The organism is Vibrio sp. 10N.261.55.C5, assembly GCF_041470505.1.
Classification (GTDB): Bacteria; Pseudomonadota; Gammaproteobacteria; order Enterobacterales; family Vibrionaceae; genus Vibrio; species Vibrio crassostreae_C.
Genome location: NZ_JBFRMS010000007.1, coordinates 85807 through 111615, shown reverse-complemented (window position 1 = coordinate 111615; position 25809 = coordinate 85807). Strand labels below are relative to the sequence as shown.

Sequence of the window (25809 nt, the reverse complement as noted above, 5' to 3'; positions counted from 1 at the left end):
TGAATAAAGCATACTGATGTATTTATTGTTAATAAATGAATATAATCAGATGTAAACATAACAAAAAACAAATGTGAGTGGCAAAGTGAATCCAAACAATAAGTTAGATAAAAGAGACCTACGTAGATTAGAGCTTTTTTGTGAAATTGTTGAACAAGGAGGCATCAATCAGGCGGTCGCAAGCACTGGGATTAGTCAACCAGTGCTGAGTAATCAGCTTATTGCCTTGGAAAAAAGCTTAGAATTAACATTATGCCAACGTGGTCGACGTGGTTTTAAGCTGACTCATGAAGGTGAGCAAGTGTATAAATATGCGAACCAACTAAAATCGACCTTAACCGACTTCGCTTATAAGTTACGAGGTGTACAGACGGAACTCTCTGGGCATGTGCGAATTGGATGTTTGGATAACACCGTCACTTTGCCTTATAACCCACTTCCCAAAGCGATCGAGACGTTTTACCAACGCAGTAACAGTGTAGAGGTGAGTGTTGATGTCGGGGATTTCACCCAGTTGAATGAGAAGTTAGCAAAGAGCCAGATTGATATGATGATAGTGGTTCTAGGGTCACATCAAAAATCAGCGTTTCAACATAAATACCCACTGTTTGAAGAGCACAGTTATCTGTATGCGCGTAAGGATGTGGCTGAGAAGATCATGGACAAGGATTTCTCATTGGATGGCTGTCGTATCAACATGGGCGGCTATGCCAAAGATGAGATGTTCCGATTACTGAATATTGAGCAGTACGATTCCGTAAAGCCTTTTGATGGCTGGCATGTCGAGTCGGGTGTGATTTTAACCTTGGCGGGCACACACCTGAGTTTTTTACCGTCTCATTTAATCGACCGTGGCCATTATGACCAAGCCTTGATTCCGCTTCAGCCCGAGAAGTGGAGCCTTAAGAGTCAGTTTTATGTGGTGTTGAAGCAACCTGTAGATTCCCTTTCCCCCGCCGCGCGTGCGTTTTTTGATGAGCTACACCAACCGGAAGCATCGGATTCAATATAGAGAACTCGTCGCTTCTCAATAGCACTTAAGATACTTTCTCATATACAAAAAATCCTCTGCCAAGACAGAGGATTTTTGCTTTTATGCTTTATGAGTGAAAACTAACGGTTCTCGAAGCGGTTGTAATCCAACAATCCGAACTCGATCGGTTGGTCTTGTTGATACCAACGATGCACGCGATCACTGAATGGCCAGAACTCGCTAGAACTGCGTCGTACCGCAAACTTATCCAGCAGCGCCACGTAGTCTTCTTCAGTGCTTAAGTTTTGCAGCGTTTTAACCAGAGTAGGAATCTCGCTCTCGGTTAATGATAGGTAAGCCGCAGGGTAGCTACCGACAACGCCTCGTACGAGGGTAAGGTCATCATTGGCGTAATCACGGTTACCTTCTTCATTAAACAAGCTAGAAATGTTGCTGTGCGCGTTATTGTGAATCATGCTGAACAGTTGCTCTTCGCCGTTTTCGCCTTCAATCATGATCATCACTAATTGAGGCACATGACGCAGGCCTTCGCCCTTTATCAAATTCACTTGGTTAAGCAGTGCTTCATTCTTCCTACCAAAACCTGTTTCAACAATCTCAAAGCGATTATCGAGAACAGGTGCGAGCTTATCTTTGATCATATCAAGCAGTTCGTGTTTCGGATCCGCCGTTTTGTAAACCACGCTGGTCGGCTGATCAAAAGGTGCAATGTTTCGCTGCAAATAGTCACTCAGTTGTGCGCTTTGGTTCTGGTACCAACTAGAGTGTTCAATGTGACGAACGTCTTTAGGAAGAAGGCTTAAGAAGTTACTCTCACCTTCAAGACGCAAGAAGTCCATGAACATGCGTGTAATCAGCTGGTGGCCAAAGTTGCCGTAAACATCGAAGCCTGCAACGAGAAGATAATGAATACGCTCTAGAAGAGCATAATCAAGAATCCACGCAGTCTTAGGTTGCGTGCCAACTAACCCTTGTACAACAGAGGCGCTATCGAAGTGCCTAAAGACGGTGAGAGCAGCATTCGGGTTGATGCCATCGCCATCCCAAATGATGCCAGTGTCTAGGTGGACGCCACTCTCGAACCATTGGTTAGTGAAGTCTGATTTCGCGTTTAGGTATTGCGCTTGTTGCTTTGCGTATCTTACCCAGTTGGTCACAGGTACGGTGTTACTTTTTAGTTCGCTAGGCAGCTTTAAATTTTTCTTTTGACTTGCGTAGAAGGCGTTGATTTCCGGAACATCGGCTTTCTCTGGGTCGATGAAGAAAACCCAAAAACGGTCGTTAATTACGTTCAAGGCAAGTTGACCACGACACACAGGTCCTTTGATGTAGGCCATGATGGTGTTTTGCGCGTTATCTAACATGAAGTTGAAGCGCGAGTTTACTGGCAGCGCTTCAAATGATGTCATTGGGTTTGCTGAAACATCGATGTCGTAACTAGGTAGTTGTTTTACTTCGTAATTTACGTCGAAAAACCAGGTGTTCCACTTTTGTAGACGCTCTTTATTAAGCGCGAAAGGCATGTGCGTTTTGTCGACGATAGTGCCTTGTTCTGGAATCAGACGGTAGTAAACACGGTCTACTTTTGGATCGTCATAAGGGCGACGAGTCGTGATGCGTTGTACCGCTTCACCTGGTGGTGTTGCAGAGCGAACAACAGTAAAGAAACGCGTTGGTTGAGCTAAATCAGAAAAATAGACATGAGATAAAAACAGGTGCTCGTAGATATAACGTGCTGAAAGTTGACTCTTATTGTCGCTCTTGTTTAAAAAGCTTTCGTAGACATTAACGAGCTCTTGTTCTGCATCAGTCAATGGAATGTGGTCGTTCATTAACGCGCCATTTTCCAACCAACTCATTAAAGTCGCGTATTCGGTTTTGTCTAAGTTTGGCATCCCATAAGGCATTCCCCAAGTTGGGTAATCTCTCTCGTATTGAGCGTATTCTTCAATGGTTGGGCACTGTTGGTCGCGATCGATTGAAAAGTCGAAACCTTCAAGCTGGGTTTGATCGGGCAGAGGGTGATTCTCTTTCTGGATCAACATACGAGAAACAAGACCAGCATCGAGGTTAGCCGTTGAGTTCTGCATACGCTCATTGAGGACAGGATGAAAATCCGCATCGCGCCACTCTTGCGTGGTTAAAGCATCTTCAAACAAGCGAGTAGGGGCTGATGCCGTTAAGCGGGTGCCTTGATAAACGAGTGCCTTGCTCGCGCCTCGGTCTATACCTTCCACTGAAGACATTTTGAGTTGGCAAGGGGCGTCATAACAAGCGTGACAAACCACGCATCGGTTATCAATGATGGGCTTTACTTCGTCAATGAAGTGCTGCGCTTGAGCTGAAAGAATAGGTGCTTGGCGATCGCGTACTTGTTGTTCACCAAACAGTTCGTCGAAGTTTAAACCCGCGTAGACGGCACAACCTGAGAAGACGCTAACAAAAGCTAAAATGAAGAGTTTTTTTAAATTCATACGTATTTAAATATTAGGCATTTTCTATAATTATATCGAAAATGATTGAAAATGCTCATGTTCTAACAATTTTGTAGACAAGATCTTGATGGGGCGAGTGACTTGTCGATGCGCGTTACTCGCTTGTGATCAGAAATTGGAGTTTAGACTTAGCTAGATTTAAGTCCCAAGAGCTAAAAGCTAGCAGTTAAGAGTTAAGAGTTAAGAGCTAAGACTCATTGATTGACGTAACAAACAGAGAAGGGGACAGACAATCGCTCAAACTCTTTGATCCAGCGCCACTGGTTGTCTTGCAGTTTATCGCCAGGGCCTTTGACTTCAATCCAATGAAACTCATCGCCCTTGAACGCAATCAAATCCGGCATCCCAGTTCTAAATAGCTTTAAGTCACTCAATATCACTTTGAAGAGGTCTACAACCAAGGCATTTGGAATTGAAGCCATGCCGTGTTCGATGAGTGCTTTAGGAAAATAATTCCAATGAACAAAGGGGTTCGCGATACCTTGCTTTTCATCGTAAGTATCAAGAAAATGGTTCAGCCCATGTTTGGATATCGTTTGAAACACGGCTTCAATCTGTTCGGCTCGCTTGTCTACGAAATCTGAATGGTACAGATCCAATGGTCGATGTTGGTAACGATTGATAAAGGCGCCTTCAACGTCTGCGAAAATGACATCCCAGAAAGCCAAACCAAACAAGCCACACAGAAAACTGTTTTCTGAAAAATAGACGTCCCAACCTTGGTTCTCAAAATGTTGCTTTACCGCAAGCTCGACTCGAGTTTGGCTGAGGTCTAATTCCAGTTTTAACTCTTTGCAGCTCGGCTTTATGGTTCGTGAAACTTTGTGCCCCTGTTTCCGTAGCAGCCGGTCTTCAAGCTTAATAGCGATTTCCAACTCTGACACATCCGATGGAGTAGCTTTCATTTGCGTGACAATGTCACACATTAAGTCTAGCGTACCTTGCTTATCATAGATGCGTGCAAGTCGTTCTCTGCTCGGAGGAAGTGTAGATTGTCTGAACCAAAAGATAGCTTGGTCGTTTAGATTAAGCCTTTCAAGATCGCGAGCAATATCATTGATCAAACGCGATCGTTTTCTGGCAATACTTCTGTGTTCTGATTCTTCAGGAATCGCATTTAAAAGCAGTTCCAGAAACTCGCCATCTTTGCGGTCACCTTCTGAATACAAGCGTTGAATATCGCGCATCTGGATTAATTGATTGAGCTGATCCCTAGAGGTGAAGAAGCGGTGTTGCTTGCTTAATGGGTAGTTCTCAAAGGTGTTTAGCCCAAGGTCGCTTAACACGAACTGACTTAAGTCTTGATAGGTGTTGGCAAAGAACAGCAACAGTAATACATCAATCACTTGAGATTCGATGACGTAAATACAGTCGAAAGAGAGGTTTTGAAATTGATCAAAAGGTTGCTGATCAAGCCGTAACAACAGCTCGTCTTTCTTGGCATTTCTATGGCTCTTAAGGGCGGGGAATACACTCAACAGCTCTGGTTTGGTGAGCAAGTGAAACCCGAGCTCGACCTCACTAATGGCGAGGTCATGCTGTTCTTCGGGATGACTCAACCCAATGAAGCCTGAGCTGTTTAGCTCTTGCAGTACGGTCTTTAGATCTGGGATCTCAACATAGTTGAGTTTATCGCTGCGAAACCAACGGCCTTTACGAGAAAGCAAACGAACCATTAGGCATTGGCTTGAAACAGAAAGACGTTTGTATGCGGACAACCAACGACATTCATCATCACTCAGAAGATCGGGGTAGAGCGTTTGAGCGTGTTCAACCAGTCGATTGAAGTTGTCGAGATAATAAGTGGGGGAGAGCTGAAGAGTGGTTTCGGTCGTCAATGGAGAAGTCGCTTGATACAAAAAGAGCCTAACCCTAAGGTTAAGCTCTTCAGTAACAAATTCAATCTTTTCTGTTGATTAAGCTTGTGATGCTTTTAGTTCAGCAACTTTAGCTTCAGAGATTGGTTTAGTGATGATTGCTAGAACAATACACACTGCCATCATAACTGCAGAGATTGTGTAAGCTAGGCCGTAACCTTCGCCGTTTGACATTGAGAAGCCAACAACTGCTGCACCGATAGCGCCGCCGATACCCCATGCCGTGTAAAGCACGCCGTAGTTAGTACCGTAGTTTTTCAGGCCGTAGAACTCAGCAGTTAGTGTTGGGAATACTGCTAGAAGCGTACCGTAACCAACCGCTGCGATAGCCGTACCAATGATTAGCGTGAATTCAGAGTTGAACGTAGCGAATAGAGCCATGTTCGCGCCTTGAAGGATGAACGCTAGAAGTAGAGTACGTACGCCACCGATTTTATCTGCAAGCATACCCGCAGCAACACGGCCGCCTGAGTTGAATACTGCAAGGATAGACGCTAGGTAAACTGCGTTTGGCAGGTTAGCTTGAACGCTAGCAATTGTAGTGATGTTACCGATGATCATTAGACCAACAGATGCAGCGAATGCGTACATGATCCATAGAGAGTAGAACTGAGGAGTCTTAAGCATTACTTTCCAAGTTAGGTCTTCAGTCTTCTTAACCGCTTTAGGAGCTTGGCCTGCTTTTACTTTAGGCTCAGCTGGCGTGTAATCCGCTGGTGGGTTGTTGATTGTTGCTGCTAGAGGTACTGCGATTGCAAGTACACCAACACCAAGAATCATAAAGCTAGTTTGGATACCCATGCTGTCGATTAGCGCAGAAGTTACTGGTGCTAGGTAAATAGCCGCAAGACCGAAGCCTGCTGCGATAAGACCGTTAACCATACCTTTCTTAGAAGAGTGGAACCACTTCATTGCTGATGGAGACAGACATGCGTAACCGAAGCCGATACCTGCACCTGTTATAATACCGAACGTGATGTTCAGCATCATAGGCGTTGTAGCGAAACCAGAAGCAATCATACCTAGGCCTGTAAGCGCTGTACCTAAGATAAGGATCTTACGTGGCCCCATACGGTCTTGTAGGATGCCCGCAACAAGAAGAGAAACAGAGAATGTGATAGTTGCAATAGCGTAAGGTGAAGATGCTTCAGCAGCACTCCAACCAGCTTCAGTTACTAGCGCTTTGTTAAATACACTCCAAGCATACAGGATGCCAAGACAAAGGTTGATACAGAAGCCTGCTAGCAGGATACGTGTTGCTTTATCAATCTTGCTCATTTTTATTCTCAGTTTTGTCATCGGTTAGTGGAGAGCCACTTAACTAAAGACGGGTTATTGTGATTGTTTCTTCAAAATTAGTTTGCGGTTATCAACAGATAGCGCAAAAGAGCGCGGATTATAACCAATTAAAAAGTGATTGGAATCTCTTTTTCCATTTTTGGTAAATTAAATTCAATTTGTTAATAAGTTGTTTTTCATTGGTTTTTGAAATGTTTTTAACACCTCTCTATTTTGTTCTTTTTCGCTCTGTCTTCTTATTATTTCAGGGATTTTGAGGTGATGGTTTTTGAATAGACGCGTATTGCGTGCGGATATCACAGAGTTACAAATAATTTTAATTAATTTCCAAGGTTAAATTTGTGTAACAAAATAAATCGTAACAGCGCTTTGTTCATATGAGACAAGGAGTAACGGAGTTTTATTAAAAACAGAATGTTAAGCAATTGTTAAGGGTGATTTTTGTTAGTACTTTTGCTTACATTTTGTTCGATTGGAGGGGTTGTGTTGTCCGTAAAAAGTGGGAAAATAGTATGCAAACTGAGATTCCAAATTTGAAAGGATGCGTTTCCAACTTATGGTGAGGCGAGTATTATGAAACTGTTTTTAATTTTATTGATGTCAATTTCTGGTGGTGTAGCGGCAGCTGACCATATTCACTCTTTCCTATTCGGCTTCTATGTTGCGGCTCTAGCAGTTGGTAGTTGCTACTGGCTTGCATTCCGCAGTACGCGTTTCCCACAGTTGGCATTAGTGCTATTGATGTGTGGCTTTTTTGCGAAAATTGCAGTGACTGTTATCGGTGTTTCTTGGGGTATCTCGAACGATATCATTCAATCGCCGTTCATTTTCTCATTGTCATACCTGTTCTTCTTAGTGGTTGTGTCTTACGTTTGGTTTGCATACCGCGATAAATTGACGCTAAAACAACGCGCTAAGAAGGTAGAAGAGTCTCGCAAGCAAGCGGCAGCATAATTCGATTTGATTCTTAAAAAGCCTTCTTCGGAAGGCTTTTTTGATCCTGCCTACCTGAACTCTATTATTTGGTTATGACGGCAGATAAAAGAAACCCCAGTATGGTGACATACTGGGGTTACTTGTTATGTATCTATTATCTAGCAGTTACCATCTACCAAAGACTACTCTGAAGGTGTGTTATTTCTTCATCATCTTAGCGAGATCGGCGAACGGGTTGTGTGTCGCTGACTGATGATCATCTAAACTCGCTTTTGCATCCACACCATAACGCTCATGGTCAGTGTATTTTGAATGCTCATGATCGTGACAGTACAGGCACAGTAGCTCCCAGTTGCTGCCATCTTCAGGGTTGTTTGTATGGTCGTGATCCACGTGGTGAACGGTAAGCTCTCGGAGGTTTGAGTAAACAAATTCGCGCGCACATTTACCACAAACCCAAGGGTACAGTTTTAGTGCTTTTTCGCGGTAGCCTTTCTCTTGGCGAGCATACGCTGCACTCGAACCTGTGAAATCAGAAGACATTGCCAAATCCTTATCAATTGTAATATCCCGATTTTATCACAGCTTTCTTGAAGCTGTCGGTATGTCGTTCGTAAAATCATTGCTAAATGATGCAGTGGACTTATCGATATTAGATTGAAGTTTGAATACAGACTTACCTTCTACACACTAACGCTTAAGCGGGTTATGTCTTTCTGGAATAAGCCATGCTTAACAGTTTGAAAATAAATCGTATTCAGGGGTTTTAACCGCAGGCATGTGACCTAATATCAGTTTGTGAGACCCTATATTAATAAGGAAATATCATGTCAGAACAATACACTCCGCCAAAAGTTTGGGTTAACGATACTGCTGGTGGTAACAAGTGGGCAAACATCAATAGTCCTGAATCTGGAGCTCGCTTTGATAAAGAGCTTCCTGTTGGTGACCATGCTTTTCAATTGTATTCTCTTGGCACACCTAACGGTCAAAAAGTCACTATCTTGCTGGAAGAGTTGTTAGCGGCGGGTGTTAAAGAAGCTGAATATGATGCGTACTTGATCAACATCGGTGAGGCTGATCAGTTCTCTTCTGGCTTTGTTGGCGTGAATCCAAACTCCAAAATACCAGCACTTGTCGACAAGTCTGGTGACGAAGACGTGAATGTATTCGAATCGGCATCTATCTTGATGCATCTAGCAGAAAAATTTGGTCACTTCTTACCAAAAAAAGGGGCAGCAAGAACGCAAACCATTAACTGGTTGTTCTGGGCACAAGGCTCGGCACCATTCCTAGGCGGTGGTTTCGGCCACTTCTACGCTTACGCGGATGAAAAGCAAGAGTACCCAATTAACCGCTTCGCAATGGAAGCTAAGCGTCAACTAGATGTGTTAGACAAGCAACTTGCTAACAGCACTTTCGTTGCGGGTGAAGAGCTGTCTATTGCAGATATCGCGATTTGGCCTTGGTACGGTAACTTAGTACTTGGCAAAATTTACGACGCAGCCGAATTTCTACAAGTTGAGTCTTACACCAACGTTGTGCGCTGGGCGAAGCAGCTAGAAGCGCGTGAAGGTTTCCAACGCGGCCGAGTGGTTAATCGTTCATTTGGCGAAGAGTGGGAGCAAGTACCAGAGCGCCATTCTGCAGAAGACATTGACCGAGTTTTAAAGCTTAAGCCTTAGTTCTTTTGTGAACGTGTTTTTGGCAGATATACCCTATCGGTCTTAATGTTAATGGCTAATTGAAACGCCATATCTCAATCGAGATATGGCGTTTTTCCGTTTTAAGGTAGGGAGAGGTTTTGTAATTGGAATGAGAGTCTCAATTATCATTTTTTTCTTATTCAATCGCTTATGAGTAATGGTCTTTGTGGTTAAGACAAAAAACAATAGTCATCGAGGTGGAGTAAATCTATAAGATAACGGTCCACTTTAAATTACGACTAACTTCGCTCAATGAAAAAAAACTTAATTGCGTTGGCTATCATATCCACGGCTCTTTTAGGGTGTAATCACGACTCACTAAGCTATAGTGGTGGCCCTGATACGGCTCCTCCAACAGATATTGTACCACCAACGGACATTCTTCCTCCGACAGATATTGTTCCACCAACGGATATTCTTCCGCCGACTGACATTATTCCACCAACAGATATTATTCCCCCAACAACTTACATCGGTTCACTGTTGTCGAGCGGGGCGTTTGTTTCTGGAGATGTGTACTGTGACGGCATTCATCTTGAAAACGGAACGTTCAGTGTAAAACAAGGCGTGAGTTTTAGTTGTACCTTGGGTCACCTTACTTTAGGTGATTTCACGGCTCCTTTCCCCGAAGTCACAGAAAGCACGATTTCAAATGATGCGCTTCATGCGGCATTTGAGTTGACAGAATTACATGGAGACAACGTTACCAAGGTACTCGAATCAATTGATGTTTGTGAGACTGAAAGTGCTATCTGTCTAAAAGAGCTGGATGCTTTTGATATTGAGGATGTGTTCTCGCAGCTTGATGATCAAGATGCTGTCGATGCGTACTTTTCATCGAAAGAAGAGGAGTCTACAGATGAAGTAGGTAAGGCTCCTAGTTCACACGTAGACACAACTGTTGTTCCTGCGGTTGACCCTAATGCGGACAATAACCTTAACGCTGGTTTTGTTTCTGCAGACGCGGAGTCTACCTATGCTTATAAGCCAAGTGTTGAAGGTAAGGTGTTAACTCGCAGTAAGCTTACAGACGCTAATGGTACGCCGATTTCTGGGATCAGTTTTGTTAGTCCTCAGTATGGTTTTGCGTCAGTAGAAAAGCGTGGTTCAGGTGACTTTGATGATTTGGATGCGAGTAATACGCCGATTTTGATCCTTCAGGCATACCCACCTAAGTTGGTTCAAGATGGCATGACTAACCAGTTTGTTGCTGACTTGGATAACCCGAACTTAAACCAAGACGATATTACGGCTCTTATTAACTATGTTAATGACGGTGGCAATATCTTGTTTATGGATGCGATTCAAACGACTAATCCTGAACCTGTTGGACGCTTGGCAGATGCCGTAGGTGTATCTCTTGGTGGTGAAAACGTTACCCCGACAAACCAAGCTTTCTGCGGTAGCTCTTATTACTGCCAAGCACCTTATCCTAATCTTCACGTGAAGAGTCAAAAGGAAATGGTGGTTCTTGAGCGTTTTCAAGATAACCAAGGAGAGCCTCCATTCACGGTAAATCAAGATGGTACGGTTGAGTGGATCAAAGATGAATCCAAAATCAAGTTTGAAATCCCGACTTATGAGGTTACTAAGTTAGACGCTGAAGGGAAACCAGTGCTTGATGAGTCTGGCGTACCAGTCATGGAGACAAAATCCGCACGTATCTTTGTTGAATCGGCAGAAGAGCGTGAAGCGGCAATCAAAGAACTGCAGTCGGCATTCGTTAGCACTGAGCTTTGTAAGAACGAGTATGAATACGAATTTAACTGTATAGAGACTCGTTCTGGAGACGGCATCACTGTTCGTGGTGCTTATCATAGAGCCGATTTCGACCGCTATGAAGTGAGTAAAACCGTTGTCGACAGCATGGTTAAAGTGGCGAACTTGGGCACTAACTTTACGGCGCTTTATGAGCATGAAATTTACTATAGAACAAAAGGTACTCAAGGTAAGCGTCTGTCTAACAGCGAATTGAATCAAGCGTTTGATAACCTGTCTGTTTGGATGTGGAATGACAACGCATACCATTTTGAAACAGAAATACAAGATGAGTTGGGGTTCAAGCAGGCTGTTCAGTTCCTTAACTGTTATACCGAAGACTTACATCAAACAGACACAATGGATGCACAGTGTCCTGTTGACCTAAAAGCGTCGTTAGTCGCTAATGGAATGATTCATGGCGAAGGTGAGTTATCTGGGCAGTTGAATCCTAGCTATCCATTAAATTACATGGAGAAACCTCTGACTCGTATTATGTTGGGGCGCTCATTCTGGGATCATGAAATCGTTGTTGATACCACAATGTATCCGGGTCGAACTTCGGGGGCATCTTCGTCAAGTACGGTAATGGTTCAGACCAACGGTAAAGCGGTGACGTATTCGGCAGGAAACAATCAATCGACAGGTCTGTGGGCACCTCAATTACAAGAAGTAACTATTCAAGATGGCGTGGCAGCTACGATTACTGTGATGATCGCGGATGATCTTACAGGTAAGCCGAATCACGAAACGAGTTTGAAACGCCCTCCACGTATGCAAACCAGCTTTGACTACAATGGTTCGATCTTAACTTTCAAGGTTCCATATGGTGGCCTTATTTACATTCAACCGAAAGTAAAAGAGCTTGGTGAAGTCTCGTTTAGCATTGATGGGGCGTTAAAAGCGGCTTGGTGGAAAGAGGGACAGTGGATTAACACTATTCAATCGGCAGACGCACCAATTGCAGAAATCGATACGGGTTCATTTATTTACACTACACCAATCAGGAATCCGCTGATTTGAACCAATTCGCAACAGATATGAATCGATTCGCTGAAGCAGCAAGTGGCTTCTACGGACGTGATGAGATGCAAGACGATGGTTTACACCGTAGGTTCACTTATCCAGAATTGAATGCGTTCCGCCATCGTTTTGTGAATGACGTGCAGATTTCGATTGGTGCTGCTCACTCTGGCTACCCAGTGATGAATTCGAGTTTCAATGCAAACCGCACATACATTCCAACCAACCCTGTGAATGATTGGCTATTGTGGCATGAAGTTGGTCATAATTTGGCATCGGCACCTTTCTCAGCGGCGGGCAGTACTGAGGTAACGAACAACCTACTTGCACTTTATATGCAGGAGCTAGAGGGGCGTAACGAAAATCCAGAAATGGATCGTATTAAATCGGATATTAAGAAAGCACCTAAATGGCTAGAGCTTAATAATGAACATGCGTGGTCACATGGTGATGCAGGTTTACGATTAGTTATGTTTGGTCAGCTAAAAATCTGGGCAAAATCGAACTTTGCAATTGATGATTGGTATACACGCGGCGCAAGCCAATCTGATGTGTATGGTGAAGATGAAGGCTGGAACATGTTCAAACTTATGCACCGTAAAGCTCGAGGTGATAGAGAAGGCGACTCGAATACGAACTATTGTAGTGCTAGCGAGACTGGGCTTTCTGGTGGAGACCTAATGATGGTGTGCGCTTCTTATGTTTCAAACTATGACTTAAGTGACTTCTTTGAAGTTTGGAACGTGGGCGAAACGTCCATGACTAATGCTGATGGCACGAAGTCTTATAGTGGCGGAATTAGCTCTAAAGGTCTTAGTGCGGTTGAACAATTAAAACTAGAGAAACCAAACAACAGTCCTTTGAATGTTGATTCAATTTACTAACGCTAATTATTGCTAAAGCATTTTATAGCTTAAAAACAAACGCCACACTGAAACTACGTGTGGCGTTTTTGTTGGAATGCTCTAGAAATTTCAGCTAGATCAGTCTTCTACATGATGTTTAATACTTCGGCTGCCATTGGTTGACTGTCCTTGCTAGAGAAAGCAGGTTAAACTGCGCGTATCATAATTCTAAAGGATGGTGCCATGTACCACGGTCATATCTATTTCCCTCTGCGATTTGCAGAGCAGGCAGAAACACTGCGTCAGAAAATTCTATCGGAACGTAAAGATGTATTAGAGGTTTTTCCACTAATACAGCGTTTGGTTGGTCCACATAAGATGCCAATGTTTGAGATTCACTTTGCGAACAAAGAGTCGGGCATTGTTGAATGGCTTGAGCAAGAACGCGGTGATATGTCGGTGCTTATTCACCCTGTAACTGGCGGTGAAGAAACTTTGGATCACACAGTACGAGCGATCTGGCTTGGTCGTGAATTGGGTGTCTTTGAAGAAACGCTTACTAGCTAATCAAATATACCAATATTGCACTTAACTCATTCCGACCGGAAAATACATGAACAATAAAAAGGCTCCTCAAATGAGGAGCCTTTGTTTTAAGGAGCCGTTTACCAAGAAACCGGTTATCAAGAGCTTCTGGTTATCGGGCTGAACCGTTAACCAGAGTAGGGGGATTAAGCCTCTGCCGCTACTTTAGAGCCGCTCATCTTTTTAAGTGCTGCGTAGCCAAAGCCTGTTACTAGCGTACCTGCTGCAATCGCTACTAGGTACATAAGTACTGGAGAGATAGCACCAGGAATCAGTAGTACGAATAGACCGCCGTGTGGAGCCATTAGCTGAGCACCAAACATCATTGATAGAGCGCCAGTTAGTGCGCCACCTGCCATACAAGCTGGGATAACACGCATTGGATCTTTCGCTGCGAATGGGATTGCACCTTCAGAGATGAAACATAGGCCAAGAACGAATGATGCTTTACCTGCTTCACGCTCGCCTGCTTCAAACTTGTCTTTCACTAGGAAAGTCGCAAGGCCCATACCTAGAGCTGGAACCATACCTGCTGCCATGATAGCCGCCATTGGTGCGTAAGTTTGCGAAGCCAGTAGACCAACACCGAATGTGTAAGCGGCTTTGTTTACCGGACCACCAAGGTCGAAACACATCATTGCGCCTAGAATCACACCTAGAAGAATCGCATTAGACGTACCCATGTTGTTTAGGAAAGTCGTCATTGCGCTCATCACGCCAGAAACAGGGCCACCCACGATGTAAACCATCACAAGACCAGTGAACAAACTCGCGATAAACGGAATGATCAGGATTGGTTTAAGGGCTTCCATGGATTGTGGAAGTTGAACCTTGTCGGCAATGAATTTCGCTGCGTAACCGGCAATGAAACCTGCTGCGATACCACCTAGGAAACCTGCGCCCGTTGAGCTAGCCAACATACCGCCGATTAGACCTGGAGCCAGACCCGGACGGTCAGCAATCGAGAATGCAATGAAACCAGCAAGAACAGGAATCATCAGTGCGAATGCAGAACCACCACCGATAGTCATCAATGCTGCTGCTAGTGTGCCTTCTTCTTTAAACGCTTCGATACCGAATACGAAAGAGAGTGCGATAATCAAACCACCCGCAACTACCACTGGAAGCATGTGAGAAACACCTGTCATTAGGTGCTTGTACACGCCTTTCTTCTCGTCAGCAGGTGCTGAATTTGAAGAAGCTGTGTGTTGGTATGGTTTAGCTTCTGCGAACGCTTTTTCCATCTCTTGCTTTGTTTTCTTCAAAGCAGGGCTTGTTGTCGTTTTGTATAGCGCTTTGCCGTTAAAACGATCAAGAGGAACGTCGATGTCGGCAGCGATGATAACAAGATCAGCGTCTGCGATTTCTTGGTCTGTCAGTTGGTTCTTCGCACCTACAGAGCCGCGAGTTTCCACTTTGATTTGGTGACCTAGGCGTTTGCCTTCTGCTTCAAGCGCTTCTGCTGCCATAAAGGTATGTGCAACGCCAGTTGGGCAAGCTGTAATCGCTACGATCTTCTTGCTGCCTGTCGCTGGAGAAGTACCAATAACTTCCACTGCTTTTTCAACTTGAGAAGCGTCTAATACCGTTGCTTCTGCTACCGCTTTTTCTAGAAATGCTTTTGCATCTGCAGTGCATTCAGAGATAGCCGCTTGGTACACTTTCTTGCCGACAAAGCGCGCTTTATCAACGTTGGTGTTGGCTGCGATAACCACAACGTCGCTGCTGTCGATAGTGTCTTGCGATACGGTTGAGTCAGGTAGTACGCTTGATTGACATTCAATAGCGGCGTTCCAACCCAGTGCTTTTGTCGCTTGCTCTAACAAGCCTGCTGCGATGATGCTGTTTGCTACGCCACTAGGGCAAGCTGTGATAATGGTAATATTCATAATAAACCTTTTGTCCTATTTGCTTGTGTCTAACTGGCTAGTTGGAGCACTAAGCGACTGTAATTGGATATTTTGTAGTACTGAATCCAGCTCTTGTTGGCTGGTGATGCCCACGCCTACCTGTGAAACTGCTAGAGCAGATAGGGCGGTTGCGAATTTAATAAGTTCTGGTTTTGGCATCTGTTGCATGTGACCCCAACATAGACCAGCAACCAATGTGTCACCTGCGCCTACCGTGCTTACTACTTGCATGCGCGGTGGTTGAGCATGTAACCATTCACCTTGGTTAAGCCACATCACGCCTTCAGCGCCAAGTGATACCACGATATTCTCGATGCCTTTTTCACTTAGGGCTTGGCCCGCGTGTTGGCATTGGTCACGAGTTGTCAGCTCTGCATTGAACAGCTGAGACAGCTCTTCATCGTTTGGTTTGATTAACCATGGTTGTGCATTGATACCGGCTTTAAGTGCGTCACGGCTGCTATCAAATAGCACCTTCTTACCTAAATCGTGTAAGCGTTGAACCCAAGAAGCGCAAAGCTCAGGAGAGATACCTTGTGGCAAGCTGCCTGCAATGACGAAATAATCGTGCGTTTCAGCAAGTTCTAATAGGGTTTCTTCGAACGCTTTAATCGCGTCAGCATCAACAGGAACACCTGGGAAGTTGATGTCGCTTACTTGGCCTGAATTCTCTACCAATTTCACGTTAATGCGAGTTGCGCCATCAACACGGATGAAGCGGTCAGCTGCGCCCATCTGTTCAAACAGTTGGCAGAACGCTTCTTCGTTATTGCGACCAAGGAAACCTGTTACGGTCACTTTCGCGCCAAGCTCTGAAAGAACTTTTGCGACGTTTACGCCTTTGCCCGCTGCGTGCAAAGAGCCTTTGTTTACTAGGCTCACTGAACCCACGTTAAGTGCGTCGATAGCACCTGTCAGGTCTAGAGCAGGGTTAAGCGTTACAGTAACGGCTTTGATTTGTTTATCAGACATATCGACTCCTTAACCTTCGCCAAGGCCTGAAGCGATAGCTTTGCCAATCGATTCAAGTGCTTGTGCTGCGTCTTCACCTTCAGCAACAAACTGAAGCTGGTGGCCGTGTTTAACGCCAAGAGCGATCACTTTCATCAAGCTCTTCGCGTTCACTTCTTTTCCGTCGCCATCTAGGTTTGAAACGCGGATTGTTGATTCGAATTTCTTCGCTTCAGCAACCAACATTGCACCTGGACGAGCGTGTAGGCCGTGTGCGTTTTTGATTTTGAAGACTGCGCAGTTGTCGTCTTGAGACGCTGTAGAAACCGCTTCACCTTTTAGAAGGCCAATCACTTGCGCTGCGTCAGCGGCTAACAGTTGTTGCTGTTTACCTTCAAAAACCATCTTGCTTAGGTTTGCCAGAATAGATTGGTGCGCGCTGTTACAAGCGGCGAATGCTACCAATGCTTTAACTGGTGTGCCTTCGTATTCACAATGGTTCGCTGTTGAAACGAAAGATACGCCAGTGCGAGTTACACCTTTGTCGCTGCCCAACAACCACAGGCCTTGGCCTAGGTGAGTTGGTGTTTTCGTTACTAGGTCAGCAACGAATGCGTTGTCTGTGCAACCTGTGTTCTTAAGTAGACCGCCCGCAACTGCAGACATTTGAATCATGTCGCTTGCAGGGAACAGTAGCTGAACTAAAGAAGCGTCTAGGTCGGCTTCAAGCTGAACTTCGCCGTTAAGTAGAGCGATGATTTCGTCTTCTGATTTCGCTTGCTTTAATTTCTCTTCAACACCGTCAGCTGCCAGAACTTTGGTCAGTTGCTTAAGGATGCCTAAGTGCTCGTCAGATTTAGCTGCAATACCAATTGCTACGTAAACACGGTTGCCGTCAGCCCAATCAATACCTTCAGGGAAGTGGTGTACCGCAACGCCTGTCTCTTTCACTAGGCCACGAGTATCCGTCGTTCCGTGAGGAATCGCGATGCCGTTACCTAGGAACGTAGAGTTCTGGTTTTCACGGTTCAGCATTCCTTCAACGTAACCAGAGTCAACTAAACCTTTAGCTGTCAGGTCGCCAGCAATGTTTTGGATTGCTTTGAATTTGTCTTCGGCAGTTTGGCCTAGAGTGATGTCAGATTTTGATAATTTAAGCATGGTGCCTCTTTAGCGTATCGCTTGAGAATTTGTGTATCGCTACGATTCAGTCTAGAGCAAGATTCATGGAGCTTAACTCGTTGCTTAACTCTTTGTTTTACTTTGGCTGAATCGGTTCAGCATTCAGTGTAAAAAAATTCAGCAAAGCCGATTTTGGTTTTCAAAATAGTTTTGCTGCGTGTCGTAATTTCAGTTTCGTTAACAACAAGAAGCTGAATCACGACAAATGACGCTCAATCCATTCAAAAGGATGATTGAAGTCACTTTTCAGATTTTGCTGAATCCTTTCAGCTTTTATACTGAATCGATTCAGCATATAATTCAACTAATCCGAGGATCAGATCATTGGTTATATGATCCTACGCACAAAATACAGGTCACCCATATGACACTAGATGAGATTGCCAAACTAGCCGGTGTGTCGAAAACCACAGCCAGCTATGTGATTAATGGCAAGGCGCAGAAATACAGAATCAGTGAAAAGACACAGCAGAAAGTAATGGCAGTGGTGGAAGAGTATAACTACCGACCAGACCATGCTGCTTCGTCGCTGCGTGCTGGTAATAGCCGTTCATTTGGTTTGATTATTCCTGATCTGGAAAACAGCAGTTATGCGCGTTTAGCAAAACTGATAGAGCAGAACTCACGTAAAGTGGGCTATCAGATTTTGATTGGCTGTTCAGATGATGACGCTGAAACCGAGCGAAAGGTCGCTGAAGCTTTGGTCAGTCGTCGTATTGATGCTTTGCTGGTGGCGAGCTCAATGCCAGACGCCAATGAGTTCTACTTGAAGTTGCAAAACTCAGGCACGCCAGTCATCGCGATAGATCGTCCTTTAGATGATGAGCACTTTGCCTGTGTGATCAGTGAAGATTTCGAGGCTGCATTTGAACTGACGCATTCGATTCTTGATGACAGTATTCATAGTGTTGGTTTGATTGGTGCACTGCCTGATCTGAACATTTCACGTGAACGTCAGTTGGGTTTTCAAGCGGCGAATAAAGCACATACTCAACAAACAGGGTTAACCGAAAACAAGCCGATGGTTGTCGGTTATGGCGAGCACTTTGACCGAGAATCAGGGCGCGAGGTTTTTGAAGGCTGGATAGCTAAAGGCACGGTGCCTGATGCGATTGTGACTATGTCTTACACTTTGTTAGAGGGTGTGTTGGATGTGATGGTTGAAAAGCCAGAGCTGATTAATCAAGTAAAACTGGCAACCTTTGGTGATAACCGACTGCTCGACTTCTTGCCTTTTAAAGTCCATTCACTGCCTCAGCAGTTTGAAGTAATTGCCGACAGCGCTTTTGCTTTGGCGCTGAATGCATCGGCTAAGCGTTACCAAGCTGGCATTGAACTCGTGCCAAGAAGCTTAGTGAAACGAGGCTAAACGCGGTTATATTAGGCTAATTCGTAAACGTATCTAGCTTGGGTTTAACAATAACCCCAGTTCTACGACCGCAACAATGCCGAGCAACAAAGCCAACACTTTCCAAAACTGGATCGGGTTTCGGTTTATCAAAGGTTGCTTGGCTTTGCTTTTCACCAAGCTTTGGTTTGGTGTGTAAAGGTCTGCCACAAAATCCCCCAACACTTGATGACGTTCGCTTGGTGATTCCGCGCAGGCTTTTTGTAATACCAAATCCACCCAGCTTGGTAAGTCAGCTCGTTTCTGTGTGATGGGTTGGTATTCCCATTGATGGTGGCGAGATTGTTTAAGCGATTGGGCAGTCATTTCAGAGTAGGGCAATGCACCGGTTAGCATCTCATAGCCGATCACAGCGATAGAGAACAGATCCGAGCTTGTGGTGGCCGTGTTGTGCTTGATGGTCTCTGGCGCTATGTAATTGACCGCGCCTAATGGAGTGTCGTCTTTGTCGGTGAGCTCTCCCTCTTCAAGGCCTCTCACTAACACCGCACCAAGGTCGATGATTTTTACCTCACCATCACGTTGAATCATGATGTTTTCCGGCTTTAAGTCTCGGTGCACCATGTCTGCACGTTGCAGTACTCGAATGCCTTGAGTGATCTTTTCTAGTATGTCGCGTACTTCATTGAGTGACGGTTTTGGATTGTCGTACATCCATTGTCTTAGCGTGATGCCTTCAACCCATTCGCAGATTTGGTATAAGAATTGCGAGTTCTCTGGCGTTGGGTAAACCTTCATTACTCTCTTGTTTTTTAACAAGATCCCCGCCCATTGTTCATTAAAGAAAGCTCTGAGTTGCGAAGGGCTATCGTGATATTGGACGGAAGGGACTTTCAGCACGAACTCGGTCTGTGTCTCTTTCTGCATCACACGATACACATGGCTTCTAGATCCTGCATACAACACCTCAAGTACCATGAAGTTGTCGATACTTTGCCCGAGCTTTAAAGCGGGTGGGATAGCACGTTTAGCCAGCTTCTCATGGAACTCAATCAGCGAAGGTTTAGGCAGATGGCTGACTTGCACAATCAAGCAGCTCACGTTGTCCGAGCTATTGTGGCTTAAAGCGGTGTTACAGATGGTTTGTGCCGCGTATTCGAAATCCGCTCCGGGTTTGTCGATGTGTTCCTTGAAGGTGTTGGGAGAGACAAACTCGTGCACGCCATCAGATGTCAGGATAAAGCAGTCGTTTTTCTTGATAGGCAGGGTTTGATAGTCAACGTTGAGTTGGTTGTCCATGCCTAAGGCGCGTGTAAGATAATGCTTCTGTCCCATATTTTTACGGGTGTGGTCGCGGGTCAGTTGGCGTAATTCTCCATCTCTGAGTAAGTAAATGCGGCTGTCGCCAACGTGGAATATATGTGCGGTGTTTGATTTTAATATCACGCTGCTGAACGTCGAAACGAGGGCATTGTGGTTCACTTGTTGTGCGGGATGAATATTAGAAACAGACGTGTTGAAGAGCCAAGAATTGAGGGACGTTAAGACCTTTTGCGCCGAACGTTGAATGCTCCAGCTTTGGGGAGTTGCGTAATAGTCGTCGATAAACTGCATCACGCTGGTGTGACTGGCTTTCTGGCCGTATTCACTGCAACTTGCCCCGTCTGCAATACAGGCAACACTGCCTTTCAACTCTTGCTCAGTACGAGTTTTGGGGTGCTTTACAATGATGGCGTCTTGATTTTCATCACGTATGCCTTTATTCGAATAACCACCAAACTTAAGCGTTAACTGGTTGTTGGATTCTGGCGTGACGACTTGCCCTTGGCTGAATGAAATTGTCATAACTGATCTTCTTCTTAACTGTTCTTCTTCCCGCTTCCTTGGCAGAACATCCTAGGAAGAACAAAAGCCCTAGTGAACCTAGAGTCTTTGAACGCAGTACCAAAGTGGTGAAACACACCTCGGTACTACTCCCGATTCAATGAGTGGTTAGCTCGATACGTTAATCAAGGTCACGCTACCGTCGTCGTTTACTTCGGCGATTTGACCGTTAGGCTCTTCCATGAACAGCAGAGTCACAAAGCCAAGTACCGCTGTTGCAGCAATCACTAAGAAGAAGGTTTGGTAGCTCACGAATGACAACACAGTTAGGTAAACTACCGCACCCACGTTGCCGTAAGCACCCGTCATACCAGCAATTTGACCTGTCATACGACGCTTGATTAGAGGAACCGTTGCGAATACCGCACCTTCACCCGCTTGCACGAAGAAAGAACACGCCATCGCCGCAACAACCGCTAGCCATACAGGCCATGTGCTGTCGACTTGACCCATTGCGAAGTAACCCACAGCAAGACCAATCGTTAGAATAAGCAGTGTTGGTTTACGACCGAATTTATCTGAAATCCAACCACCACCTGGGCGAGACATTAGGTTCATAAAGGCATAAGCCGATGCAACCATACCTGCAAGAACCGGTGTTAATTCAAAGGTTTCAGAGAAGAACAGTGGCAGCATAGAAACCACAGCCAGTTCAGAACCAAATGTTGCGAAGTACAATACGTTAAGTACCGCTACTTGCTTGAACTTGTACTGGTGAATCTCAGGCACTTCTTCTTTAAATACGTTCTTGTTTACTTTCCAAACTTGCGACACTTCGTACACGTAAAGTGCTGCTAAACCTGCATACACAGAGTAAACCGCCATGTCAGACAACATGTTGATGTTGCTTGGTGATAGCTTCCAAGTCAGTAGCGCTAAAGCGGCATACATAGGGATCTTCATAATAAGTAGGAAGAAAAAGTCACCCTTTGATGTCACTTCCATTGCTGTTACTTGAGCAGGCTTGAAGTAAGTCGAACCTTTTGGTGTATCTGACACGTTTTTGTAGAAGATAAACGAGAACGCTAAGCTCATTACGCCAGTAATACCGACCGCATAACGCCAGCCGTCTTCACCACCAAACGCTAGAGCGAGAGTTGGAAGTGTGAACGCTGCTGCTGCTGAACCGAAGTTACCCCAGCCGCCGTAAATACCTTCTGCAGTACCCAGTTCGTTGTGTGGGAACCATTCAGACACAAGACGAATACCGACAACGAAACCTGCACCAATGAAGCCCAGTAGGAAACGAGCGATTGCTGCTTGAATGAAAGAGTCTGCCAGAGCAAACATGAAACAAGGGATAGAACAGACCGCGAGTAGCGAAGAGTAAACCAACCTTGGGCCGTATCTATCGGTTAGCATGCCTATTGCGACACGTGCCGGAATGGTCAATGCAACGTTGAGGATCAGGAGGGTTTTGATCTCTTCAGTAGAAAGACCAAGCGTAGTTTTTACCATTTGCAGTAGTGGGGCAAAGTTGAACCACACAACAAAGGTAATGAAAAAGGCCATCCAGCTTAGGTGTAAGACCTTCATCTTACCCGTAAATGAAAGCAGCGAAAATTTAGTGTTATCCATGGTTTAAATCCTTTAAATCTGGAAAATTACCCGGTTTGTGCACCTGCGTTACTTCCGAACTTAGAACGCTTTTAATGTGCATAAACCCTGTGCCGAAATTGCGCACGCTAATAAGCGTTTGCATGATGGTGTCGGCGGGTTAGTTAACTGGCGATAGTAAGTGGTGCGAGAACTTGAACTTGTTCTCCTTGTTTGCGAACTTCAAATTTCACGAGCTTGAGCTCAGGCTGTTCAAGACATTCGCCAGTTTCTAAGTGGTAATGCTGCTTGTATAAGGGTGAGGCCACGTAAGGTTCTCCGCTTAATGAACCAATTATACCACGTGACATCACATTCGCCTTGCCAATAGGGTCGTAATTAGAGAGCCCATAAAGCGTGTCGCTGCGCTTGCAGTAAAAAATAGCCACTTGGTTATCGTCTACTTTGGCGCAAATTCCCCCGTTTGGGGTTAGATCGCTAGTGCTGCATACGGTTGTCCAATTTTCCATGACTTTCTCCTAGTCTAAAATTGAGTTTTTATTTTTTTATTGATGAACCTGATGAACCTGATGAAATTTATGAAACCTCAGTCACTTCGATTTGGTCTGCTTTAGCGAGCTTTTCATCGCGTTTTGAATTCGAAGCATCACTCAAGCTCGGCTTAGGAAAACGCTGCTCTCGCTCTTTGATGAAAGAGAGGCTAGTGTCCATTTCTTCACTGTTGATGTAGTGCTGGAAGCGCTTCATCTTCTCAGGGTTTTCAATGGTGGTTTTCCATTCACACTGGTACTTCTCGATGTTGAGTGCGATGTCCGCTTCGAGTTCTTCAGCTACGTTGAGCTTGTCTTCAATCACGACTTGCTTGAGGTATTCGATGCCGCCTTCAAGGTTCTCCATCCATACCGATGTACGCTGTAAGCGGTCTGCGGTACGTGTGTAGAACATCAAAACGCGGTCGATGTATTTAATGAGTGTGGTTTCATCAAGGTCGGTAGCGAAAAGGTCACCATGGCGAGGGCGCATACCGCCGTTACCACAGATGTAGAGGTTCCAACCTTTGTCGGTGGCGATAATGCCAAAATCTTTTGATTGGGCTTCTGCACATTCACGAGTACAGCCAGAAACCGCAAACTTGATCTTGTGTGGTGAACGCAGGCCTTTGTAGCGGTTCTCAAGTCGAATCGCTAAGCCAACACTGTCGTCGACACCGTATCGACACCAAGTGCTACCGACACAAGATTTCACGGTACGAACCGATTTACCGTAGGCGTGGCCCGTTTCAAAACCTGCATCAATCAGCTTTTTCCAGATGATAGGCAGTTCGTTAAGCTGTGCGCCAAACAAGTCGACACGCTGACCGCCCGTGATTTTGGTGTACAGGTCGAACTCTTTAGCGACTTCGCCTAAAACAATCAATTTATCTGGAGTGATTTCACCGCCAGCAATACGCGGAACTACCGAGTAAGTGCCGTCTTTTTGCATGTTGCCAAGGTAGATGTCATTGGTGTCTTGCAGCTCGATATGTTGATCTTCAAGGATGTAATCGTTCCAGTACGAAGCCAGAATCGAACCGACAGCCGGTTTACACACAGTACAGCCCAATCCGTTGCCGTGAGAATCTAACAGCTCATCAAAGGTCTTGATTTTGTTGACGCGAATGATGTCGGTAAGCTCTTGGCGAGAATAAGCAAAGTGCTCACAGATATCGTTAGAGACTTCCACACCTAGGTTACTTAGCTCGCTATCGAGAACCTGTTTCGCAAGGGCAGAACAACCGCCACAACCTGTTGAAGCATTCGTGGTTTCTTTCAATGCAGCCATCGTGGTGCAGCCAGCTGAAACGGCCTCTTTAATATCGCCTTTGGTCACATCAAAACATGAACAGATCACAGCGCTATCAGGCAGAGCTTCAACACCCATTGCAGAGCCAGAATCATCGGCCACGTTAGGTAAAATTAGCACTGATGGGTTTTCAGGAAGGGGCATATCATTTTGCTTGATTTGCAATAGCGAACCGTAAGCCTCTGCATCGCCGACCAATACTGCACCGACAATCTTTGTACCGTCTGCCGAGATGATCAGGCGCTTATAAACTTGTTCAATTTCATCGTTATAGGTATACGACTGAGCGCCTTCCGTCTTGCCATGTACTTCACCGATACTGGCCACATCGACGCCCAGTAATTTGAGCTTGGTGCTCATGTCGGCGCCAGTGAACGCAGCGTCGTCAGTACCGTCAGAGACAATATGCGCAGCCGCGATTTTCGCCATTGAATAGCCAGGGGCGACTAAGCCGAAGATCTTGTTGTCCCAAAGGGCACATTCACCAATCGCATACACGTTGTCGATGTTGGTTTGGCAGTGATCGTTAATCACAATGCCGCCACGTTCACCAATGGCGATATCAGAGCTGCGAGCTAAGGCGTCTTGAGGGCGAATACCCGCAGAGAACACGATCATATCGGTTTCTAAATGGGTGCCATCGGCGAAGTTCATGCGGTAGCGAGCGTTTTCTCCGTCGACTATTTCAGAGGTCGCTTTCTCGGTATGAACTTGCACACCAAGGTCTTCAATTTTTCTGCGTAATAGGGCACCGCCACCGTCATCTAATTGAACCGCCATCAGGCGAGGCGCAAATTCAACCACATGGGTTTCTAAGCCAAGGTTTTTGACTGCGTTTGCGGCCTCTAAGCCAAGCAGACCACCACCAATCACCACGCCAGATTTGCTACCTTTGCTTGATAGTTCAATTGCGTCTAAGTCTTCAATAGTCCGATAAACGTGACAGTGTTCTTGATCGTTACCGGGAATAGGGGGAACAAAAGGGAAAGAGCCCGTCGCCAAGATTAGCTTGTCGTAACTTTCAACGTGACCACTTTCAGTGATGACTTGTTGATTGGCAGTGTCTAGCTTGGCAACCTTCTGGTTCAACAAGTAGTTCACGCCGTTGCTTTGGTAATACTCTTCACTGGTCAATGACAGGTCATCAGCACTTTTACCATTAAAGTAAGCCGTCAGCTGAACACGGTCGTACGCTAACCTTGGCTCTTCACTAAAAGTAATCACATCAAATTCATCACTGTCTGATTGCAGGATGTTGTCGATAAATTTGTGTCCAACCATGCCGTTACCAACAACGACGATTTTCTTCTTGCTCATAATCCATTCCTTATTCTCGGCATTATCATCACTAGCATCTAATTTCTAGTAGTTAGCAGATGAATACCGGGTTGAGATTCCACTCAATTCATAATCATCAAGAAAAACAAAAAATGTTTTTTCCAACTCTTGGTTTTTAGTTGAGCAAGGAGGATGCCAGATTGCGATTTGTTCATTTAAATAAAATTTAATATATATATTTCAGTGATTTAAAAATTGCAGGTGGCACGTAATTACCCCTAAAGTGGTATGTAAAATTTTTGTTATATTTATATAAATGAGCGTTTGTGGTGCAACTTT

The 25809-nt window shown here is 45.0% G+C and carries 16 protein-coding genes and 1 pseudogene; 6 read left to right on the top strand and 11 right to left on the bottom strand.

Annotation, left to right across the window (positions count from 1 at the left end):
• The first annotated feature begins 73 nt into the window (after positions 1-73).
• Complete coding sequence (locus AB4263_RS01650) at positions 74-1012, top strand: LysR family transcriptional regulator (protein WP_372097302.1); 939 nt, start codon at positions 74-76, stop codon at positions 1010-1012.
• A gap of 101 nt (positions 1013-1113) precedes the next feature.
• Here AB4263_RS01650 and AB4263_RS01645 read toward each other — a convergent pair whose 3' ends face one another.
• From AB4263_RS01645 to AB4263_RS01635, 3 genes are all read right to left on the bottom strand, one after another.
• Positions 1114-3468 carry a fatty acid cis/trans isomerase gene (locus AB4263_RS01645; protein ID WP_372097300.1) on the bottom strand — a complete coding sequence of 785 codons (2355 nt, stop codon included), beginning with the start codon at positions 3466-3468 and terminating at the stop codon, positions 1114-1116.
• Between the two features lie 215 nt (positions 3469-3683).
• Complete coding sequence (locus tag AB4263_RS01640; RefSeq protein ID WP_136974410.1) at positions 3684-5348, bottom strand: VRR-NUC domain-containing protein; 1665 nt, start codon at positions 5346-5348, stop codon at positions 3684-3686.
• Between the two features lie 57 nt (positions 5349-5405).
• Positions 5406-6644: an OFA family MFS transporter gene (locus tag AB4263_RS01635; RefSeq protein ID WP_102319844.1), complete on the bottom strand. Its 1239-nt coding sequence runs from the start codon at positions 6642-6644 to the stop codon at positions 5406-5408.
• A 594-nt stretch (positions 6645-7238) separates the two neighbouring features.
• Here AB4263_RS01635 and AB4263_RS01630 point away from each other — a divergent pair.
• Positions 7239-7619, top strand: a complete 381-nt coding sequence (locus AB4263_RS01630; RefSeq protein WP_017064770.1) for a hypothetical protein — start codon at positions 7239-7241, stop codon at positions 7617-7619.
• Positions 7620-7799: 180 nt separating this feature from the next.
• Here AB4263_RS01630 and AB4263_RS01625 read toward each other — a convergent pair whose 3' ends face one another.
• The gene (locus tag AB4263_RS01625; protein WP_017060876.1) at positions 7800-8144 is read right to left on the bottom strand and encodes a YajD family HNH nuclease; all 345 of its coding nucleotides are present in this window, start codon (positions 8142-8144) and stop codon (positions 7800-7802) included.
• Between the two features lie 284 nt (positions 8145-8428).
• On the opposite strand from AB4263_RS01625, the gene yghU reads away from it, so the two are divergent.
• From yghU to AB4263_RS01610, 3 genes and pseudogenes are all read left to right on the top strand, one after another.
• Entirely contained in the window at positions 8429-9286 is an 858-nt protein-coding gene (gene yghU / locus AB4263_RS01620; protein ID WP_102332906.1) for a glutathione-dependent disulfide-bond oxidoreductase, read from the top strand.
• A gap of 585 nt (positions 9287-9871) precedes the next feature.
• Positions 9872-12972: pseudogene (locus tag AB4263_RS01615) on the top strand (SslE/AcfD family lipoprotein zinc metalloprotease); the annotation flags it as partial.
• Between the two features lie 204 nt (positions 12973-13176).
• Entirely contained in the window at positions 13177-13500 is a 324-nt protein-coding gene (locus AB4263_RS01610; RefSeq protein ID WP_017064766.1) for a DOPA 4,5-dioxygenase family protein, read from the top strand.
• A 164-nt stretch (positions 13501-13664) separates the two neighbouring features.
• Here the strand turns inward: AB4263_RS01610 and fruA are convergent, their stop codons facing one another.
• The 3 genes from fruA to fruB are packed head-to-tail and all read right to left on the bottom strand — an operon-like array spanning position 13665 to position 17540.
• The gene (gene fruA / locus AB4263_RS01605) at positions 13665-15407 is read right to left on the bottom strand and encodes a PTS fructose transporter subunit IIBC (RefSeq protein ID WP_372097298.1); all 1743 of its coding nucleotides are present in this window, start codon (positions 15405-15407) and stop codon (positions 13665-13667) included.
• 15 nt (positions 15408-15422) lie between these two features.
• A complete protein-coding gene (gene pfkB, locus AB4263_RS01600; RefSeq protein ID WP_248384041.1) occupies positions 15423-16400 on the bottom strand; it encodes a 1-phosphofructokinase in 978 nt (325 codons plus the stop codon).
• Between the two features lie 9 nt (positions 16401-16409).
• Complete coding sequence (gene fruB, locus AB4263_RS01595; protein ID WP_372097297.1) at positions 16410-17540, bottom strand: fused PTS fructose transporter subunit IIA/HPr protein; 1131 nt, start codon at positions 17538-17540, stop codon at positions 16410-16412.
• A 385-nt stretch (positions 17541-17925) separates the two neighbouring features.
• On the opposite strand from fruB, the gene cra reads away from it, so the two are divergent.
• Positions 17926-18930, top strand: a complete 1005-nt coding sequence (gene cra, locus AB4263_RS01590) for a catabolite repressor/activator (RefSeq protein WP_372097295.1) — start codon at positions 17926-17928, stop codon at positions 18928-18930.
• A gap of 33 nt (positions 18931-18963) precedes the next feature.
• On the opposite strand, the gene AB4263_RS01585 is transcribed toward cra, so the two are convergent.
• The 4 genes from AB4263_RS01585 to nirB all read right to left on the bottom strand — a co-directional run bounded on the left by AB4263_RS01585 (position 18964) and on the right by nirB (position 25509).
• On the bottom strand, positions 18964-20754 hold the full coding sequence (locus AB4263_RS01585) for a protein kinase domain-containing protein (RefSeq protein ID WP_372097293.1): 1791 nt from the start codon (positions 20752-20754) through the stop codon (positions 18964-18966).
• A 147-nt stretch (positions 20755-20901) separates the two neighbouring features.
• Positions 20902-22371: a NarK family nitrate/nitrite MFS transporter gene (locus AB4263_RS01580; protein ID WP_017060867.1), complete on the bottom strand. Its 1470-nt coding sequence runs from the start codon at positions 22369-22371 to the stop codon at positions 20902-20904.
• A gap of 143 nt (positions 22372-22514) precedes the next feature.
• On the bottom strand, positions 22515-22859 hold the full coding sequence (gene nirD / locus AB4263_RS01575) for a nitrite reductase small subunit NirD (protein ID WP_136977923.1): 345 nt from the start codon (positions 22857-22859) through the stop codon (positions 22515-22517).
• Positions 22860-22926: 67 nt separating this feature from the next.
• A complete protein-coding gene (gene nirB, locus AB4263_RS01570; RefSeq protein ID WP_372097291.1) occupies positions 22927-25509 on the bottom strand; it encodes a nitrite reductase large subunit NirB in 2583 nt (860 codons plus the stop codon).
• Positions 25510-25809: the final 300 nt, after the last annotated feature.